Annotated in this window: 15 protein-coding genes; all 15 read left to right on the forward strand. The window is 72.4% G+C overall.

Translation table 11 applies throughout. The features are described from left to right. Window positions 1-181 precede the first annotated feature (181 nt). The 15 genes from ACZ4FV_RS10695 to ACZ4FV_RS10765 all read left to right on the forward strand — a co-directional run bounded on the left by ACZ4FV_RS10695 (window position 182) and on the right by ACZ4FV_RS10765 (window position 18,453). Window positions 182-3,421, forward strand: coding sequence for a hypothetical protein (locus ACZ4FV_RS10695; RefSeq protein ID WP_465322447.1), 3,240 nt, complete (start codon window positions 182-184; stop codon window positions 3,419-3,421). After that, window positions 3,418-4,122 (forward strand): DUF4255 domain-containing protein, encoded by a 705-nt coding sequence (locus ACZ4FV_RS10700; protein ID WP_395861163.1) that lies wholly within the window; start codon window positions 3,418-3,420, stop codon window positions 4,120-4,122. The genes ACZ4FV_RS10695 and ACZ4FV_RS10700 overlap by 4 nt, the downstream gene beginning before the upstream one ends. Beyond that, a complete protein-coding gene (locus ACZ4FV_RS10705; protein ID WP_395861161.1) occupies window positions 4,119-6,335 on the forward strand; it encodes an ATP-binding protein in 2,217 nt (738 codons plus the stop codon). Before ACZ4FV_RS10700 ends, ACZ4FV_RS10705 begins: the two co-directional genes overlap by 4 nt. A gap of 169 nt (window positions 6,336-6,504) precedes the next feature. Further along, window positions 6,505-8,043 (forward strand): phage tail sheath family protein, encoded by a 1,539-nt coding sequence (locus ACZ4FV_RS10710; RefSeq protein ID WP_395861159.1) that lies wholly within the window; start codon window positions 6,505-6,507, stop codon window positions 8,041-8,043. A 38-nt stretch (window positions 8,044-8,081) separates the two neighbouring features. After that, window positions 8,082-8,522: a phage tail protein gene (locus ACZ4FV_RS10715; protein WP_395861157.1), complete on the forward strand. Its 441-nt coding sequence runs from the start codon at window positions 8,082-8,084 to the stop codon at window positions 8,520-8,522. Further along, entirely contained in the window at window positions 8,519-8,998 is a 480-nt protein-coding gene (locus ACZ4FV_RS10720; RefSeq protein ID WP_395861155.1) for a hypothetical protein, read from the forward strand. Before ACZ4FV_RS10715 ends, ACZ4FV_RS10720 begins: the two co-directional genes overlap by 4 nt. Continuing rightward, a complete protein-coding gene (locus tag ACZ4FV_RS10725) occupies window positions 8,995-9,153 on the forward strand; it encodes a DUF6760 family protein (RefSeq protein WP_228387052.1) in 159 nt (52 codons plus the stop codon). Before ACZ4FV_RS10720 ends, ACZ4FV_RS10725 begins: the two co-directional genes overlap by 4 nt. Before the next feature lie 2,548 nt (window positions 9,154-11,701). Further along, complete coding sequence (locus ACZ4FV_RS10730; RefSeq protein ID WP_395861153.1) at window positions 11,702-12,064, forward strand: hypothetical protein; 363 nt, start codon at window positions 11,702-11,704, stop codon at window positions 12,062-12,064. Between the two features lie 60 nt (window positions 12,065-12,124). After that, entirely contained in the window at window positions 12,125-12,550 is a 426-nt protein-coding gene (locus ACZ4FV_RS10735; RefSeq protein ID WP_395861151.1) for a phage tail protein, read from the forward strand. Window positions 12,551-12,610: 60 nt separating this feature from the next. After that, window positions 12,611-13,348: a CIS tube protein gene (locus tag ACZ4FV_RS10740; protein ID WP_465322450.1), complete on the forward strand. Its 738-nt coding sequence runs from the start codon at window positions 12,611-12,613 to the stop codon at window positions 13,346-13,348. After that, window positions 13,345-15,114, forward strand: coding sequence for a VgrG-related protein (locus ACZ4FV_RS10745; protein ID WP_465322451.1), 1,770 nt, complete (start codon window positions 13,345-13,347; stop codon window positions 15,112-15,114). The genes ACZ4FV_RS10740 and ACZ4FV_RS10745 overlap by 4 nt, the downstream gene beginning before the upstream one ends. Window positions 15,115-15,162: 48 nt before the next feature. Beyond that, complete coding sequence (locus ACZ4FV_RS10750) at window positions 15,163-15,483, forward strand: PAAR domain-containing protein (RefSeq protein ID WP_395861145.1); 321 nt, start codon at window positions 15,163-15,165, stop codon at window positions 15,481-15,483. After that, window positions 15,480-15,920, forward strand: a complete 441-nt coding sequence (locus ACZ4FV_RS10755) for a GPW/gp25 family protein (RefSeq protein ID WP_395861143.1) — start codon at window positions 15,480-15,482, stop codon at window positions 15,918-15,920. The genes ACZ4FV_RS10750 and ACZ4FV_RS10755 overlap by 4 nt, the downstream gene beginning before the upstream one ends. After that, a complete protein-coding gene (locus tag ACZ4FV_RS10760) occupies window positions 15,920-17,893 on the forward strand; it encodes a putative baseplate assembly protein (protein ID WP_465322454.1) in 1,974 nt (657 codons plus the stop codon). Before ACZ4FV_RS10755 ends, ACZ4FV_RS10760 begins: the two co-directional genes overlap by 1 nt. Further along, on the forward strand, window positions 17,890-18,453 hold the full coding sequence (locus ACZ4FV_RS10765; protein ID WP_395861139.1) for a phage tail protein: 564 nt from the start codon (window positions 17,890-17,892) through the stop codon (window positions 18,451-18,453). The genes ACZ4FV_RS10760 and ACZ4FV_RS10765 overlap by 4 nt, the downstream gene beginning before the upstream one ends. Window positions 18,454-18,890: the final 437 nt, after the last annotated feature.

An 18,890-nucleotide genomic window follows, 5' to 3' on the forward strand; every position in this document is an offset into this window, starting at 1 on the left:
GGGTGCAATGAGCCGGCGCGGGTGCGATGGCCGCAAAGGGCAGCGGTACTTCCCCCGCCCCGGGTACTCCCGGCCTGTTCCACACCGGCCCGCGACCGCAAGGCTGGCCTGCGCGGACCTGTGGACGCCGGCCCGCGCGAATCCATGAGGGCCCCGGCTCGGCCCGACTGTGAGGTGGAGCGTGATCGGCACCGTTGGCTCGACCCCCGGGCGCGGCCGATTGGGTGGACTGACCGGTGTCGCCCTGCTGTTGGTCCCGTTCGCGGTGCTGGGCGTCACCTCCGCCGCGCTGCTCGCGCCGAACGCGGCGCCCCCGCCCCGGGCCGCGCGGGCCGATCTCGCGGACCCGCCGGGCACCGGGCGAATCACCTTCGCCGGCACCGAACACCGCAGCATGGGCCGGGTATCGACCACGGAGCGCAGCGAGCCGCTCTTCGGCCCCGGCCCCGCGCACTTCGACGCGCAGTCCTCCGCACGCGGCGATCAGCTCGTCTTCACGAGCCTGCGCGACGAAGCCCGTCCGCAGGTGTACCTGCGCGACGCCGCGGGCGGCATCCGCAGGCTGACCACCGGACGCGACGCCGCACACCCCGAACTCGCCCCGGACGGACGGTCCGTGGTCTTCGAATCGGCGGAGCCCGGCGGCCCCGGCGGGGGCACCCAACACGATCTGTGGCTGGTGGGCACGGACGGAAACAACCTCCGCCGCCTCACCGACGGCCCCGCCGACGAGACCTCCCCGACCTTCTCCCCCGACGGCACCCGGCTCGCCTACTCCAGCAACGCCGACCCCGCCGCCGGCCGGCAGATCCTCGCGCGCGCCATAACCGGCGGCCCGGAGACCCGACTCAGCCACGCCCCGCCCGGCGACGCGACCGAACCGGCCTGGAATCCGGTGGACGACCCCGCGCATCGCGACCGAATCGTCTTCACCCTGGACACCGGACCGCAGACCGGACCACGCCTGTGGGAAACCACCGGAAACGGCACCGACCGCCCCCTCCTCACCGGCGGCCCGGCCGGCTGGCGCACCGAGTCGGCCGCGTGGCTGCCGGGGGGCGACGGCCTGCTCTTCCTCAGCCCCGACCAGACCTGCGGCTGCGACCCGTTCGCCAACGTCTACCGGGTCCAGGACGCCCCCGACGCCGTCCCGGACCTGGTCCTGAAGGAGAACCGCGCGGTCGACGCGCCGACCTGGCTCGGCTCGCCGACGAGCGGAACGGTCCTCGTCACCCGGACCACCGCCGACGCCTCGCACGTCGCGACCCTCCAGGACGCCAGGCCCGACGGCTCGGATCCGCGCGACCTCGGATTCGCCATCCTCGAGGAGGATCCGGAGGCCGACACCAACACCGACCCGGCGCGCGACCCGCTGTTCAACCCCCGAGCGGGCTTCGACCCCTGGACCGAACGGCAGAACTACACCCCCGACGGTCGGCGGATCGTGGCGACCCGCTTCGAGGACGGCGGCAACGGCCGACGGATCGAACGCATCTGGCTCACCGACGCCGACGGCGCGAACGCCGGCGCACTGCCGCTCGCCGGACGCGGCTCCGACGATTGGGACACCGACCCCACCTTCTCCCCCGACGGCACCCTGCTCGCGTTCACCCGCACCTCCCCCGGCGGTGTCGGACCGGCCTCCGGCCCCGGCCGGATCCTGGTGGCCAACGTCGCGACCGGCGCGATCGTCGCCCGGATCGACCCGCCCGCCGGACAACCGGCCGGCTCCGACGCCCAGCCCACCTGGTCCTCGGACGGCACGACGATCGCCTTCACCCGCACTGCCGTGATCGACGGCAACGGCGGCAACAAGCACATCTGGACCGTGCCGGTGGGCGCCCTGGACCGGCAGCGCGACCTGAGCGCGACCATCTGCCCCGCCGGTTGCCAGGTCATCGACGACAGCCCCGCCTTCTCCCCCGACGGCCGTTCTCTCGCGTTCAACCGCAAGGACGGCGGCGGCCGTGTCAACGAACGCGCCGGCATCCTCCTGACCACGCCGACCGGCGCCGACTGCCGTGTCGTACTCCCGCTCGGACTGCGCGAGGACCCCACCGCCTGCGGCCGGAACCTCCCCGACACCTCCGCCACCGGTCCCTTCCAACCCCGCGACGTCGCCTGGTCGCCCGACGCGAGCCGACTGGTCCTCAGCTCCCGCCGCGCCCTCGCACCCAATTCCCCCGAGGGCCTGTCCACCCTCGACCTCGCGTCCGGCGTGCTGACCCCGTTCGCCAACGGCCTGCCCGGCCGACAGAAGGAACCGGGCTACCAGCAGTCCGTCGACCTCACCGTCGGCGCCCCACCCACCGCCCCACCGGTCGAGATCGGCGCCACCGTCCCGCTGACCGTCACCGTGACCAACCACGGCCCCGCGGCCTCCCCGGGCACCGTCTTCACCGTCGACGCCCCACCCGGCCTCCGGCTGGACACCCTGACCTCCACGGCCGGCACCTGCGCCCCCGGCTCCCCCCAGTGCGACCTGGGCGTACTCGCGCCCGGCGCGAGCGTACGGGTGACCGCCCGACTGACCGGTGTGACCAGGGGCGACCAGCAGGTCGGCTGGTCCGTCGCCGGCGCGGTCGTGGACCCCAACCCGGGGGACAACGCGGCGCGGACCGTCGTCCCGGTGGTACCGGTGACCCCGCCCTCGTCACCACCCCCGTCCACGCCGCCCCCCTCCACCCCTCCACCCACCTCGCCGCCCCCCGCGTCTTCTCCGGCACCGCCGCCCACCACCCCGCCCGCCCCACGGCCGCCCGCGCCGCCGGCGCCCCTGGCCGGCCCCGGCGTCACGGTCACCGCACAGCCCAATCCCGGCTTCGTCGGCGGCCGGGTCGTGGTCACCTACGTCGTGCGCAACGGAAGAAACGCCCTGGCAACCGGACTTCGGCTCACCCTCGGCCTCCCCGGCGACATCCCGACCGGTCCGCTGCCGGCCGGCTGCCGCGCCGGAGTGTGCGCCCTGGGCGACCTCGCGCCCGGCGCCTCCTCCGTCCTACGCGTGGTCCTGGCACCGGATCGGGCCCTGCACACCGTCATCGACACGACGCTGACCACCACCGGTACCGACGCCGACCGCGCCGACAACACCGCCCACCTTCCGCTGGACATCCTCCAGCCGCGCATCATCGCCGTACCCCGCATCGGGAAGCCGGGATTCGTCACCTCCGTCCGCGGCGTCAGTTTCCCGCCCGGCGCACCGGTCACGCTCACCTGGAAACCCGGAATCACCGCCGCCGCGACACCCGCGGCCGCCGGGACCGACTTCAGGTTCATCGCCCAACTGCTGATCCTGCCCAAGGACTCCACCGGACCGCGCGTCATCACCGCCACCGGCCCCGGATTCTCCCCGGTCAGCACACCGTTCCTGGTGGTGGCCGGCAGCATCGGCCCGCCCGACGAAGTGAGCCGCCGATGATCCACGAAGTCGACGAGGCACTAAGGCTGTTGCTCACCGAGGCCGGACTGGGCGAGAACGGCGTCGACCTCGTCTTCGACGCCCCGACCAGCGACTGGGCCGCCCGGCGCAACGCCCCAACGATCAGCGTTTTCCTGTACGACATCCGCGAGGACATCGGCCGGCGCAGGACCGGTGAGACGGAGGAACACGACGACGCCGGCCTGGTCGTCGGCCGACGTGCCCAGCCGCGCTGGTTCGACCTGACCTACCTGGTCACCGCCTGGACCAACCGCCCTCAGGACGAACACCGCCTGCTGTCCGAAGTGCTCCGCTGCCTGATCCACTCGGACATCCTGCCCACCCGCCTGCACACCGGCACCCTCGCCGAACTCGGCCTCGCCGTCCGCCTCGAGGCCGCCGGCCCCGGCGGCAACGGCCCCTCCGCCTCGGATCTGTGGTCCGCCCTCGGCGGCGACCTCAAGGCCTCCATCAACCTGCGCGTGTCCGCCCCGCTCGCCGGCGAACGTGTCCCGACGGGCCCACCGGTGACCGAGGGCCTGGTGGTGCGCACCGCCGCCGGCGCGCGGGACGTCGAGACGGGATCCGGCCGTCGGCTGCGCTACCAGGGCGTGTCCGACCCCGGCCCCGACGGCTTCGCCGCCGAACGCGAACGGCCCCTGCCCGCGGCCCGCCGGCGTCGCGGCGGTACCAGCGGATGACCCCCGACCTGCACACCCGCCCCGACGACACCGACGTCGGCCTCCGCGACCTGTGGGAACGGCTGGCCCGCGTCGAGGACCGGGTCCGACACGCCGTGGCCGCCCGCCGGGCGGTCGACCCCGATCCGGACGACCCCTATCGAGGCCAGTACCTGACCCCCGAGGCGGTCGAACGTATCCTGGACGACCCGCCGGCCATCCTGCCCGCCGCCGGCAACGGTGCCCGGTCGTCGGCGCGGCATCGGCCCACCGGCGGTCGACTCGGCCGCCTCGCCGCCGACTTCACCCTCACCGCGCTCGACGTCGAACTGCTCCTGGTGGCGATGGCGCCGGACATCGACCCGCGCTTCGAGCGCCTGTACGGCTACCTCAACGACGACCTCACCCGCCGCCGTCCGACCATCGGCCTTGCCCTGGAACTGTGCGACCTGCCGCTCGCGGGAGCGGGGCGCTTCCGCCTCTCCCCGTCCGCGCCCCTGGTCGCCGCCGGACTCGTGGAGATCGGCGACGCCGAATCACCGCTGCCGTCAAGGGTGTTGCGCGTTCCCGATCGCATCACCGCGCACCTGCTCGGCGACGACACGATCGACAGCCGACTCCTCGGCCTGGTCCACGTCGGGCGAGCCGGACCCGACCCCGATCCCGAACACACTCTCCGGGTCGGCCACGCCGTGGGCACCGGCAACGGGCTGGTCCACCTGCTCGACCGCGGCGGCGACCCGGGCCGCCTGGCCGTCGACGCGCTCGCCGCCGTCGGTCGACGCCCCTTGGTCGTGGACGTACTCGCCCTGGTCGCCACCCCGGCACCGGCACGGCTGGCCCGCGCCCTGGCCACCGAGGCCAGGCTCGACGGATCCGGCGTGGTACTGGGCCCGTTGGAAGCACTCGGCCTCGAACGAACCGGACACGGCCGACTCCTGCACGAGGTGTGCACGGCGTCCGGCGGAATGCCGCTGATCACCCACGGCAGCAAGGTCTGGGATCCCCTGTGGTCGCCGGAGAGCCCCCTGCAGTTCACCGTCACCCCGCCCTCGCCCGCACGCCGGGCCCGGCAGTGGCGGCGTGCCCTCGCCGACGCCACCGCAACCCCCGCCACTCCCGACGGACCCGACCCATCCGACCCATCCGACCCATCCAATCCGCCCGACCTGCCCGACGACGAACTCACCGATGCCGTGGTCTCGTACCGGCTCGACACCGACCAGGTCCGCAAGGCCGCCACCGTCGCCACCCGGATGGCCGAACTGGACGGACGTGCGATACGTTCGAACGATCTGCGCGCCGCCGTCCGGGCGCAGAACGGCGCGGGGCTGGAACGACTCGCCCGCCGCGTGCAACCCGCGGTCGGCTGGGACGATCTCGTCCTGCCGACCACCACCCGCCGCCAACTCGGCGAACTCGCGCTCCGCGCGCGGCACCGCGAACAGGTCCTCGGGCAATGGCGGATGCGCCCCGGCGGCGGCCGGGGGCGCGGCGTGATCGCGCTGTTCGCCGGCGAGTCCGGCACAGGCAAGACCATGTCCGCCGAGGTGGTCGCCGCCGCGCTCGGGATGGACCTGTACGTGGTGGACCTGTCCACCGTCGTGGACAAGTACATCGGCGAGACCGAGAAGAATCTCGAACGCATCTTCGTCGAGGCCGCCGAGGTGAACGGAATCCTGCTCTTCGACGAGGCGGATGCGATCTTCGGGAAACGCTCCCAGGTCAAGGACGCCCACGACCGCCACGCCAACGTCGAATCCGCCTATCTGCTACAGCGCATGGAGTCCTTCGACGGCATCGCGGTCCTGACCACCAATCTGCGCGCCAATCTCGACGAGGCGTTCACCCGACGACTCGACGTCGTCGCGGATTTCCCCATGCCCGACGCCCGGCAGCGACTCGCCCTGTGGGATCGCTGCCTGGGCCCGGAGCTGCCCCGCGACCCGGAACTCGACCTCGAATTCTGCGCGCGGCGCTTCGAGTTGGCGGGCGGTTCGATCCGCGCATGCGCGGTGACCGCCGCCTACTTGGCGGCGGAGACGGGCCGGCCGCTCACGATGGAACAGGTCGTGGCGGCGATCCTGCAGGAGTACCACAAGCTCGGCCGACTGGTCCTGGAAAGCGAGTTCGGCCCCTGGCTGGCCGGCGGTCCCGGCGGGCGGGATCCGGACGTCGCACACCGCGACGCGGGCGACCCCGTCCCGGGTCCGACCGGCCGCCCCCGCCGCTGAACCCACCCCCGGGCACGGCTCGGGCCCCCGCATGCCCCGGCCGAGTGCCCTGAAAGGCAGTGTGGTTGCCCCGGGTGCGGGACCTTGGGGCCTACGTGCAGCGGGACTTCGAGGGCAAGACTCGGCTTCGACCGAGATCCGACCCAGTGGGCCAGCCGAAGGAGCGAGCATGCCGACGTACCTCACCCCGGGCGTATACGTGGAGGAGGTGCAGTCCGGAGCGCGGCCCATCGAAGGCGTCGGAACCGCCGTGGCCGCCTTCGTAGGCTTCGCGGAGACCGGCCCCTTCCACCAGCCCACCCTGGTGACCAACTGGGACCAGTACGTCCAGACCTTCGGCACCTTCACCCCGGACACCTATCTGGCGCACGCCGTCTACGGCTACTTCGCCAACGGCGGCGGCACCGCCTACGTCGTCCGCGTCGGCGGCCCCGCCGAGGGGCCCGACAACGAACCCCAGGCCCTTCCGCCGGCACCCGTTCCCACCGCGATCGGCGGATTCCTCGTCTCGGCTCGCCCCGGAGCCGGCACCGACCTCTCCGTCGAAGTCGCCGACGTGGACGGCGAGAATCCCCCGGAGGACCGCTTCAAGCTGCTGGTCCGGCAGGACGGCACGGTGGTGGAGACCTACGAGGCCTCCACCCGCAAGAGCGTCCGGGGATACCTGGTCAACCAGGTCCGCGAGTCCAAGCTCATCGAGGTCACCGAACAGCCGGGCACGGCCCAGACCCGCCCGGAACGCCAGACCGTCGCCCTCCCGACCGCGCCCGCCGCCGCCCCGGACACCGGCGTGGCCCGCCACGACGCGGCCGAGTACGTCGGCGACGCGTCGGCCCGCACCGGATTCTCCGGCCTGGAGGCGATCGACGAGATCACCATGGTCGCCGTCCCGGATCTGATGAGCGCACACCGACGCGGCGACCTGGACGCCGAGGCCGTCAAGACCGTGCAGCTCGCGGTGATCTCGCACTGCGAGCAGATGGGCGACCGAGTCGCGATCCTGGACCCGCCGCCCGCGCTCAACGCGCAGCGGGTGCGCACGTGGCGCAACGACGACGCCGGCTTCGACTCGCGCTACGCCACCGTGTACTACCCCTGGATCAAGGTCTTCGACCCGGCCACCGGCCGCAACACACTGGTGCCGCCCAGCGGCCACGTCGCCGGCGTCTGGGCCCGCAGCGACGGCGAGCGTGGCGTGCACAAGGCCCCGGCCAACGAGGTCGTCCGCGGCGCGGTGGACCTGGAGATCCGCCTCAGCAAAGGCGAACAGGACCTGCTCAACCCGATCGGCGTCAACTGCGTCCGAGCCTTCCCCGGACGCGGCATCCGCATCTGGGGGGCACGTACCCTCTCCTCCGACCCGGCCTGGCGCTACCTCAACGTGCGGCGCCTGTTCAACTACCTGGAGGAGTCCATCCTCCTGGGCACCCAGTGGGTGGTCTTCGAACCGAACGACGACCGCCTCTGGTCGAGCATCCGACGCAACGTCACCGCGTTCCTCACCGAGGAATGGCGCCGGGGCGCGCTGTTCGGCCGCACGGCGGAGGAGGCCTTCTACGTCAGGTGCGACCGGCAGAACAACCCGCAGGAGTCGATCGACCTGGGCCGGGTCGTCTGCGAGATCGGCGTCGCACCCGTGAAACCCGCCGAGTTCGTGATCTTCCGCCTCGCCCAGTTCTCCGACAGCACCAGCCTCGTCGACGAGTGACCCGCACGACTTCCCCACCGGAAAGGTGACACAAGGCCATGGCAGAGGGCGATGCTCTTTCCACCCACGTCTTCGGCGTGCAACTGGGCGGCTATCTCGTCGAATCCATCCAGGAGATCAGCGGCTTGACCGTCGAGGAGGAGGTCGTCGAGGTCCGCCAGGTGACCGCCGAGGGCAAGCAGATCATCCGCAAACAGCCGGGCGCGCGCCAGGCCGGCGAGGTGACCATCACCCGCGGGCTCGACAAGAGCAGCGAATTCACCACCTGGATCAAGGAGACGCTGAACAACGGCGCCGTCGACACCGCCCGCCAGAACCTCACCATCGAGATCAAGGACTCCACGGGCGAGACGGTTCGACGCATCCAACTCATGCAGGGATGGGCCAGCAAATGGGAGGGCCCCTCGCTCAAGGCGGGCGAATCCAGCGCCGCCACCGAGGCCGTCACCATCACCTTCGAGGAGATCGTGGTCGAATGAGGCGCAGAACGGTCACCGCCGGCGGCCTGGACGACATCCTCGAGGCCACCGCGCCCACCGAGTCGCATGCCGCGCCCGCACCCGTGCCGAGCCGCGAACGCCACGAACTGCGCACCGAGTTCGAGTTCGAGCTGCCGCGCGGCTACCTCGACGACGACGGCACGCTGCACCGGAACGGCTCGATGCGGCTGGCCACCGCACGGGACGAACTGCGCCCGCAGATCGACCTGCGGGTGAAGGAGAACCCGGCGTACCTGAGCGTTGTGCTGCTCAGCCAGGTGATCACCCGACTGGGCACGGTCACCGACGTGCACGCCGGCGTCGTAGAGCGCATGTACGCCACCGACGTGGCCTTCCTCCAGGACTTCTACCGACGGATCAACAGCGAGGGCCACACTCACGCGGCGGTGACCTGCCCGCTGTGCCACGGTTCGTTCGAGGTGGACCTCTCGGGTGGGCGCCTGGGGGAATCGTGACGTACGCGCTTCCTCGACTGCGAGAGGAAATCGCGTACATCGCCTACCACTTCCACTGGCAACGCGAGGACATCCTCGACCTCACCCACGGCGAACGACAGCAGTGGGTCCGGGAGATCGCGCGGATCAACACCCGCGTCAACGAAGGCGGGTGAACACGTGGGGTTGGTGGATCGACTCCGGCGGCGGGAACGCCGTGCGGCTCTGCCGGACGCGGTCGGCGTCCCGACGGACGACGAACCGGTGGAAGGCCCGTCAGCGGAGCTGCACTCGGCCGCCGGCGACTGGGACGGTGGTTGGCGGCGGGTCACACCACCGGTGGTGACCACGGCGCGCTCCTCGATCGCGGTCAGCGACGGGCTCCGATTCCGGTCACGGCTCGCCTCCTGGCAGAACCCGGCGTCGGCCGGCGAACTGGGGCACGCGGTACTGCCGTCGGCACCGGCGGGGCTCATTCACGGGGTGGTCCGACCGGGCGTGGCATCGCGGACGATGTCCGAGGGTGGCCCCCTGCTGCTGCGGGTTGCCCGACCGGAGGCGGAAGCGGAGCCCGGGCCCAACACCGGGCCTGGGCCTGGGCATGGGCCTGGGCGGACGGCAACCGGCACGGGCGGCCGTAGGACCGAAGTCCCGCCAGGGTCCGTTCGGAAACCGACCTCCACCGCCTCGGGCGGCGGATCGCCCGTGCAGCGACTGGTCGTGGATCCCGCGACGCCGGAGAACGGCCCTGACGGGCCGAACAGCTCGAACGGTTCGAACGACGTTGAGGCAACCGGTGGGCTCTCGCCCGAGGTTCCCCCGCTCGCTCGGCCCGCCGCCGTACGCCCGCATCGGGTACGCCCGTCCTTGGTCGTGGCCCGGCGGCCGGCGATGACCTTGCGTCGGGTGGCGGCGATCCCCATGCAGGCCGGCAATACACCCGACGCAGGTGTGGCGGTGCCGGGAAAGGCGGACGTCGCGCCGCCGGCCACCCCGGACAGCGGAACGGCCACCAACGCGAGGGGCGACGGGTCGGGAGAATCACCCCGTCCGCCCGGACGCGCCTCCGCGCGACGGCCCGCGACCGTACGCCCGGCACTGGGCACACCGATGCACGAACTTCCCACCGGGGCCGCGCTGTTCCCAGCGGCGAGCGAACCGATCGGACCCCGCCCCGGGGCGGCCGGACAGGGTGGCGCCGCGATGCCCATGGTGCAGCGGCAGGCAACCCACGACGCCCCGACGCCAACCACTGCGCCAAAGCCGGCGCAGCACGCCCACCGGTCACGCGTACGTCCGCCACAGTCGTCACCGGATCGGGAACCGGCACCACATCAGCCGTCGGATAAGCCATCGCCATCGCCCGCCCTCACCCAGGACCGGAGCGGCGAATCAGCCCCCGTCCGACCCGCGGCCGGCTCGCGGCGGCCCGACACCGACGCGACCTCGCCCCGGTCCCGGACCCGAATGGGAATCGGCGCCCCGCTCACAGCACTTCCGCCTACGGCCGGATCCACACTGCCGGGGGCCGCGCCACTGCTCGGTGCCGGCCGAAGCGCACAGATCCCGGCGAAACCCGTCGGCCACCGGAATCCGGTACCTCCGCAGGAGTCGCACACCGCGGCCGGGCCGATGTCGACCCGGTCCGGCGCATCGCCGCCGATGCCGGTGCGTACGCCCGACATCGCCTCGGAGCCCGGGAAATCCACCTCGTCGGTCCCGAGCATGGAGCGCGCCGTCGAATCGGGACCAGCGACCCGCAGCGCTCCCGCCGATCGTCTCCCGGTCGGCAGCACGACCGTCGCACCGCCACGCTCGGCCGGCGGAGCCACCGGGCCAGGAACGGACCCGAAGGCGGGGGAAGGCGTCACGACTTCGCCCACCGCGTCACGACCGCCCGTGGTGGTCGCCCGTCGCCTCCCCTCGGCGCACCGCTCCCTACCGAAGTCCGCGGCCGACAACGACAGCGGCCACGGCCGCGCTCACGGCTCCCCCTCGGTCACCGGCCGGCGCTTCCGGTCGCTGCTCTCCGGTCGACCCTTGAGCGTCAACACCGGTGCGGCCAGCGGCTTTTCCGCGCCTCAGCCGACGTCCGGCGGCGGCCGGCCGGCAGTGCCGGTCACCTGGCGACGCGACGTCGACGCCGTACCGACAACGACGTCGCGGCAACCGTCGTCCGAGCGCGGCGACACGGTCGGGAGCAGCGGCCTGTTCGCCGATGCCGAGTCGGGCCGACCGGCAGACGCGCGCAGGAACCCCGCGTCCGGAAGCAAACCGCGTCGACGCTTCGCAATCCGGCCACGGACGATCCCGACGCCGCCCGGCGCCTCCGACCCGACGTTCCGGGTGCTCCCGGCGGCTCGTACAGACACCGGCGGGCGCACCGGCCCCACCGCCCCGACGACGAACACAGACACCCGTACCGGCATGGCAGGCCGTCGATCCACACACACCGCCGGTGCAACAGGTCGCCCGCACACCACGCGCAACACACCGAGCACGCCACTCCCCACGGTCCAACGCGCGACCGATACCCGGGCGACCCATACCGCTTCGGACCCCTCCACCCACATCGTCCCGACCGTCCGTCCGCATCCCCCGGCCCTGCCGGGCCCGCTCACCGGCGCGCCACTCTCGCCCCACCCCTCCCCGCCCCTGGCCGCCGACGTCGTGCGCCCGCCATCGACCGCGCCCACACCGTCCCTGTTCGCGCACCCGCAACCCTTGGCGGTCCGCACCGTCCAGCGCACCCCGCCCGCAGGCAACGCCGCGGTCCTGCCCACGACACCATCCCCGACGCCCGGCACCGCACCCACACCACGGTCTCTCGCCGAGCGAACCGCCGCCGAACCGGGCGTCACCGGTATCCCGGTCACCACCACCCCCGCCCGATCCCGAACCGCCTCCGCCACGACCACCTCCACCGGTACCCGGGCCTCGGCGGAGGAGGCAAAGCCCAAACCGCTCCCCACCCCGGATCTGGAGGACCTGGCCCGACGCCTCGTCGAACCGCTGAGCCGACTCCTCCGTGCCGACCTTCGCCGAGGGCGCGAACGCGCCGGGCGCCCCTACGACAACCGACGCTGACCTCACAGGGCACGAACGAACCCGGTTCCCGCGTCGCGAGAAAGGCATGGAAACGAACGCATGGCGGACAACATCTTCGCGACGAGCGTGTTCTTCAAGCTCGCCATCGGCGGCAACGACCTGGGCGCCTTCCACACCTGTTCGGGTCTGGGCGCCGAGGTGGAGATGGAGCAGTACGCCGAGGGCGGCAACAACGGCTTCGCGTGGCAACTACCGGGACGAATCACCTGGTCCAACATCACGCTGACCCGCCCGGTCACCACCGATACCACCAAGATCGCGCGGTGGTTGAGCGAGATCATCCAACGGGTGGAACCCAAGGATGGCGAGATCGTGGCGCTCAAACCGGACCTGGGGCGAATCATCAGCTGGCAGGTGCTGGGCATCGTGCCGGTGCGCTGGCAGGGTCCGTCGTTCGATCCGGCGAACTCCCAGGCGGCGGTGGAAACCCTGGAAATCGCCCATGAGGGTCTGCGCCCGTCCTGACCGAAAGAGGCCCGACCCCGACCGAGCAACCCGCTCCGACCGACATTGGGGGAAGACAGCGTGTCACCCGCTGCCCGTACCAGCCGGGCCCGCGCCCAGTTGACCATCATGGAGCCGCCGGCCACGGTGGGCGCCCGGCCCGGCGGCCGCATCGCCCGCATCACGCTGCAATTCAATCCCGCGAAGTTGTCGCTGACCAAGAGCACAGAGTGGCGGCGGTCGCCGTCGCGGATGGCCGAGCAGTCGTCCCTGCCGGAATTCGTCGGCAGCGGGCCGCGCTCGTTGTCCCTGGAGGTCTTCCTCGACGCGACGGCCACCCACGACAACTCGGTGGAGAAGGCCGTGGAGCAGCTCATGCTGGCGTGCGTGCCCACCCCCGCCAGCCTGGCCGCCAAGAAGCCGGCGAGTCCGTGGGTGCGGTTCGACTGGGGCACGGCGAAGACCACGTCCTTCGACGGGGTGCTGTCCAACTTCTCCGTGTCGTACACGCTGTTCGACGTCGACGGGAAACCGTTGCGCGCCACGTGCTCGTTGTCCATCGAGGAGGCCGGCTCCGCGCCGGCGGGCCAAAACCCCACCTCGGGCTCGCCGGAGGCGCGCCGCACCCACCGCGTGGTGGCCGGGGACAGTCTGGCCCTGCTGGCCTGGCACGAGTACGGCGACGCCACGCTGTGGCGCACGATCGCGGAGGCCAACGACATCGACGATCCGATGACCCTCGCCCCCGGCACCGAACTGCTCGTCCCCGCCCTGGGCGAGCCGGAGCGGGACGAGTCGACGTGGAAGGACCCCGCATGACGCCCCCAGGCCGGTCGTTCGCGGCCGATCCGATCGTCGAGGCGCCCGGCGAGTTGCCCGCAGCGTGGGTGGCGCAGCTCGTCGCGTGCGAGGTCGACGAGAGCGTCGGCCTGCCCGACACCGCACTGTTGTCCTACCGCGACCCCGACCACCAATTGCTCTCCGCCACCGGGATCGGCATCGGCACGCCCGTGAAGATCTCCGTGGAGACGGCACGGGACCGCACCCGCGAGCGCCTGTTCACCGGCGAGGTGACCGCCATCGAGTTGGACTCGGACACCACCGGTTCGTTCACCGTGATCCGCGCCTCCTCCAAGGCGCACCGCCTGCAACGCGGCCGCAAGGTGGTCGCGTTCCGCAACATGCGCACCGCGGACATCGTGCGCAAGGTCGCCGCCGGCGCCGGGCTCGCCTGCGGCCGCATCGAGGCCGCGCCGATCATGCACAAGCAGCTGACCCAGGCCAACGTCTCGGACTGGGAATTCCTCCGCCACCTCGCCGCCGAGAGCGGTGCCCAGGTCGGCGTCGACGACAAGGGCCTGCTGCAATTCGTCAAACCCAGGGCCGCCTCGACGGCGCCACCCCCGTCCACACCGGCCGGCCGAAGTCCCGTCGTCCTCGAATACGGCCGCAACCTCCTCGCCTTGCGCGCCGTGCTCACCGGCGCCGACGGGGCGGCCGACGTCGAGGTACGGGGCTGGAACGTCACCACCAAGACCCCGCTCGTGGCCAAGAGCCCATCCGTGACCAGCACCACGGTCGCCCCGGGGATGAGCCCCAGGGTGGTCGGGCGCGCCTTCGGCGCGGCCACCCGAACCACCATCGCGGACACCCCCTACCGCACCCAGGCCGAGACCCGCGCCGTGGCGAGCGCAACGGCGGCCACGGTGAGTTCCGGCTTCGGTGAGGTCGAGGCGGTCGCCGAGGGCAACCCCAAACTCCGCGCCGGCGAACCCGTCACGCTCGGCAACGTCGGGCCCGCCTTCTCCGGCCGCTACACCGCGACCGCCGCGCACCACGTCCTCGAACCACACCGTGGCTACCGCACCACCGTCGTGGTCAGCCCCGTCTCCGACCGCTCCCTCGCCGGACTGGCCACCGGGGCCAACGCACCCTCGCGCGGACCCCGCATGCCCGGATTGGCGATCGGCATCGTCACCGACGTCCGCGAGGAGGGCAACGCCCAACGCGGCTGGGTGCGGCTGAAGTTCCCCTGGCTCGACGACACCTACGTCACCGACTGGGTCCGCTCCGTGCAGTGGGGAGGCCGAGGCGGCGGTGGGGTGTTCGCCCCCGAGGTCAACGACGAAGTACTCGTCGGCTTCGAACAGGGCCTGCTGGACTGCCCGTACGTGCTGGGCGGTTTGTACAACGGCGTCGACAAGCCATCCCCGCACGACGTCCCGCTGATCGACCGCACCAGCGGCAAGGTCAACCGCCGTTCCCTCGTCTCGCGTTCGGGCCACCGACTCGAACTCCTGGACACCGCGCGCGGGCAGTCCGGCGTGCGGTTGGCCAGTGGCAACAAGCGCCTGGAGGTCCGCCTGAACGAACGGGCCAACACCATCGAACTGACCGTGTACGCGCCGACCGGCCGCCGCCCCGCAACGTCCGTGACCCTGTCCCCCACCGGCATCACCCTCGACGCGGGCACCGGCGACGTCACCATCAACGGCCGCTCGGTCGACATCAACGGCAAGACCGGCGTCACCATCGACGGCGGCCTGCTCGGCGTGCTCAAGGCCCGGCTCATCCGGATCAACTGAGCCCCGCATACCCGTGGTTCATCCACCCACAGCCAAGGAGCAGCGACGATGCCCCCCGCAGCCCGCACGGGCGACACCACCGACCACGGCGGCGCCCTGACCACCCCGCCACCGGGTGCCGCAGCCGCCGTCGCCACCGTCCTGATCGGCGGCCGCCCCGCCGCCGTCACCGGCACCCTGCACGTGTGCGTGGTCGTACCGCATGTCGCACTCGGCCCGGCCAACGTCGTCCTGCCCAACCCGGCCGCCGCCGGCACCGGCGCCGTCCTGATCGGCGGCCTGCCCGCGGCCCGCGTGCGCGACACCACCGCGTGCGGCGCGCACATCGTCACCGGCGCGCTCGACGTCCTGATCGGAGGGCCGATGTGAGCGGACGATTCATCGGCCGCGGCTGGGGATTCCCGCTGCGGGTCGGCCCCACCGGCGGCATCGGCATGGTCGAGCGTGACCGGGAGATCGAGGAGGCGATCCGACTCGTCCTGGGCACCGCACCCGGCGAGCGACCGATGCGACCGGAATTCGGCTGCGGCATCCACGACTACGTCTTCGCCCCCGGCGACGGAGCCACCGCCGGACGGATCGCGCACGAGACCCGGATCGCGCTGGAGCGCTGGGAGCCGCGGATCGAGGTCGGCGACGTGCTGATCGCCTTCGACACGGTCGACGAAGGCGTGCTCTACATCGACATCCACTACACCGTGCGCGCGACCAACGACACCCGCAACCTGGTCTTCCCCTTCTACACCATCCCGTCGTCGGAGAGTCCGGCCGACCCGCAGGCCGCACCGAACGCGGGGGGGCGCTGATGGCCCTGCCCTCACCCAACCTCGACGATCGGCGCTTCCAGCAACTGGTCGACGAGGCAAAACGATACGTGCAGCAACGCGCGCCCGAATGGACCGACCACAACGTCTCCGACCCCGGCGTCACCCTCATCGAGACGTTCGCCTACATGGTCGACCAACTCCTCTACCGCCTCAACCGCGTCCCGGAGAAGAACTACGCCGCGTTCCTCGACCTGCTCGGCATCACCCTGTTCCCACCCGCCGCGGCCACCGCCGACGTCGACTTCTGGCTGTCCGCGCCGCAACCGGAAACGGTGCACCTGCGTGCGGGCACCGAAGTGGCCACCACCGGCAACGAGACCCGCGAACCCGTGGTGTTCGCCACCACCGACGACCTGGCCATCGTGCCCAGCAGCCTGATCCGCCTGGTCACCGCGCCCGTCTCCGGCGGACAACACGACCGCACCACCGCGCTCGCCGCCGGCACCGACATCCCCTGCTTCCAACCCCGCCCCGCCCCCGGCGACGCCATGCTCCTCGGCCTGCCCACCGCCGTACCCCGATGCATCGTCGCGGTCCGCCTCGACAGCCGCGTCGAGGGCGTCGGCGTCGACCCCCGCCAACCACCCCTGGTCTGGGAGGCATGGGACGGAGCGCGCTGGATCGGCTGCGAGCTCGGCTCCGACAGCACCGGCGGACTCAACCGACCCGGCGAGATCATCCTCTTCGTCCCCGCCGGCCACACCGCCTCCGTCGTCGCCGGCACCCGCGCCGGATGGCTGCGCTGCCGCGTAGTCCCCGCCGAGGCCGGCCAACCCTTCTACGCCGAGACCCCCACCATCCGCGAAGCCGAGGTGTTCACCATCGGCGGCACCGCGGTCGTCGAACACGCGGAGACAGTCACCGACACCCACCTCGGCGTCTCCGAGGGCGTCGCCGGACAACGCTTCGCCCTCAGCCGGTCACCCCTGCTGCTCGACCGCGAACCGCCCGTCGTCGAGGAGTCCTCTCCCGACGGTTGGCGCACCTGGACGGCCGTCGAACACTTCGGCGCCTCCGCCCCCGACGACCGACACGTCCGCGTCGACGCCACCACCGGCGAGTTCGCCTTCCCGCCCGCCGTCCGCGAACCCGACGGCACGATGCGCCACTACGGCGCAGTCCCCGCTCAAGGCGCCCACCTGCGCGTGCCCCGCTACCGCACCGGCGGTGGCACCGCCGGCAACGTCGCCCGCGGCGCCATCCGCGTGCTGCGCAGCTCCGTTCCGTACGTCTCCGACGTCGACAACCGCGAAGCCGCGCACGGCGGCGTCGACGGCGAAACCGTGGACAACGCCAAGACCCGCGCCCCCACCGTCCTGCGCGTGCAGGAACGCGCGGTCACCGCCCGCGACTACGAGATCATCGCCTGCCAGGCGGCCCCCTCCGTACGCCGCGTGCGCTGCCTCCCGGCCGTCCCCGGCGAACCCGGCGCCGTGCGCGTCCTGATCGTCCCCGACGCCGTCGCCGAGGAGGGCAACCGCCTGCGCTTCGAGCAACTGATCCCGTCCGAGCACGTCCTGTCCACGATCACCGAACGCCTGGACGAACGCCGCCTCGTCGGCACCCGCCTGATCGTCGAACCCCCCGCCTACCAGGGCGTCACCGTGGTCGCCCGGCTGATCGCCGCGCGCCCCGGCGACGTCGACCGGGTCCGCGAAGCCGCACTCGCCGCCCTGTTCCACCGGCTCGACCCCTTGCACGGCGGACCCGACGGAGACGGCTGGCCGTTCGGCCGACCCGTACAGTACGGCGAGGTGTTCGCCGTCCTCCAACAAGTCAACGGTGCGGAACTCGTCGAAGAGGTACGCCTGTTCCCGGCCGACCCGATCACCGGACGCCGCGGCGGGGCCGCCGAGCGCATCGAAGTCGCGGCCAACGCCCTGGTGTTCTCCTACCAGCACCAGGTCGTCGTCACCGCCCGCCAAGCGGCCCGCAGCGACGGACCCGCATGACCAGAGCCGCCGTACCCGGCCTGCCCACCCCCCACCCCATCGGCGAACTGCTGCCCGCCCTCTACGCCGACGACGACCTGGCCCAACGTTTCACCGCTGGTCTCGACACCGTCCTCGCCCCCGTCTTCGCCACCCTCGACAACCTCCCCGCGTACCTCGACCCCACCCTCGCCCCCACCGACTTCCTGCCCTGGCTGGCCGGCTGGGTCGGCATCGACCTCACTCCCGCATGGCCCGACGGTCTGCGCCGGGCAGTCGTCGCCCGCGCGGTCGAACTGCACCGATGGCGCGGCACCCGCCGCGGCCTGACCGAACGCCTGTGGTTGTGCTGCGGCGTACACGCCGACATCACCGACGGCGGCGGCGCGACCTGGTCGGCCGAACCGAACTCCGCGCTACCGGCCGCCCCGACCGGCGAACTCCTCGTCCGCGTCCGGCCGGCCCGCACCCCCGACGTCGACGAGGCCCGCGTCCACGACGTCGTCCGGGCCTCCTGCCCCGTCCACCTCATCTACCGGATCGAAATCCTGCCCGGCCCACCCCACCCGAGTGAGGACTGAAGAACCCATGCGCTCATGTCCGACGTGCGGGGCAGCCAACGAAGAAAACGACGACTTCTGCGGCAACTGCGGGTCGTACCTGGGCTGGTCACAGGAGCCGAACGAACCACCGGCAACGCCGCCCGGCGACACCCCCGTGTCGATGCCACACACCGCCGAGAGTCCCGCACCGCCGGAGCCGACGACCGCGCCCCCCGCACCGCCGCCGGCGACGCCGCCCCCACCCACCACCGAGCCCTCGGCCGGTCCCGCGCCGGTCCGACCGACCGCCCCGCCAACGCCCCCCACAGCGCCCCCGTCCCCCACGCATCCCACCGCGCCGGCTCCCCGCACACCCCCCGAGCCGGCCCCGGTACTGCCGGTGCAGCCCGCGAAACCCGTGGCACCACGCCCCGTCGTCCGAGCGATCGGCACCGACGACGCCCAGGACGGCCCAC

The organism is Embleya sp. NPDC025285 (assembly GCF_055558835.1).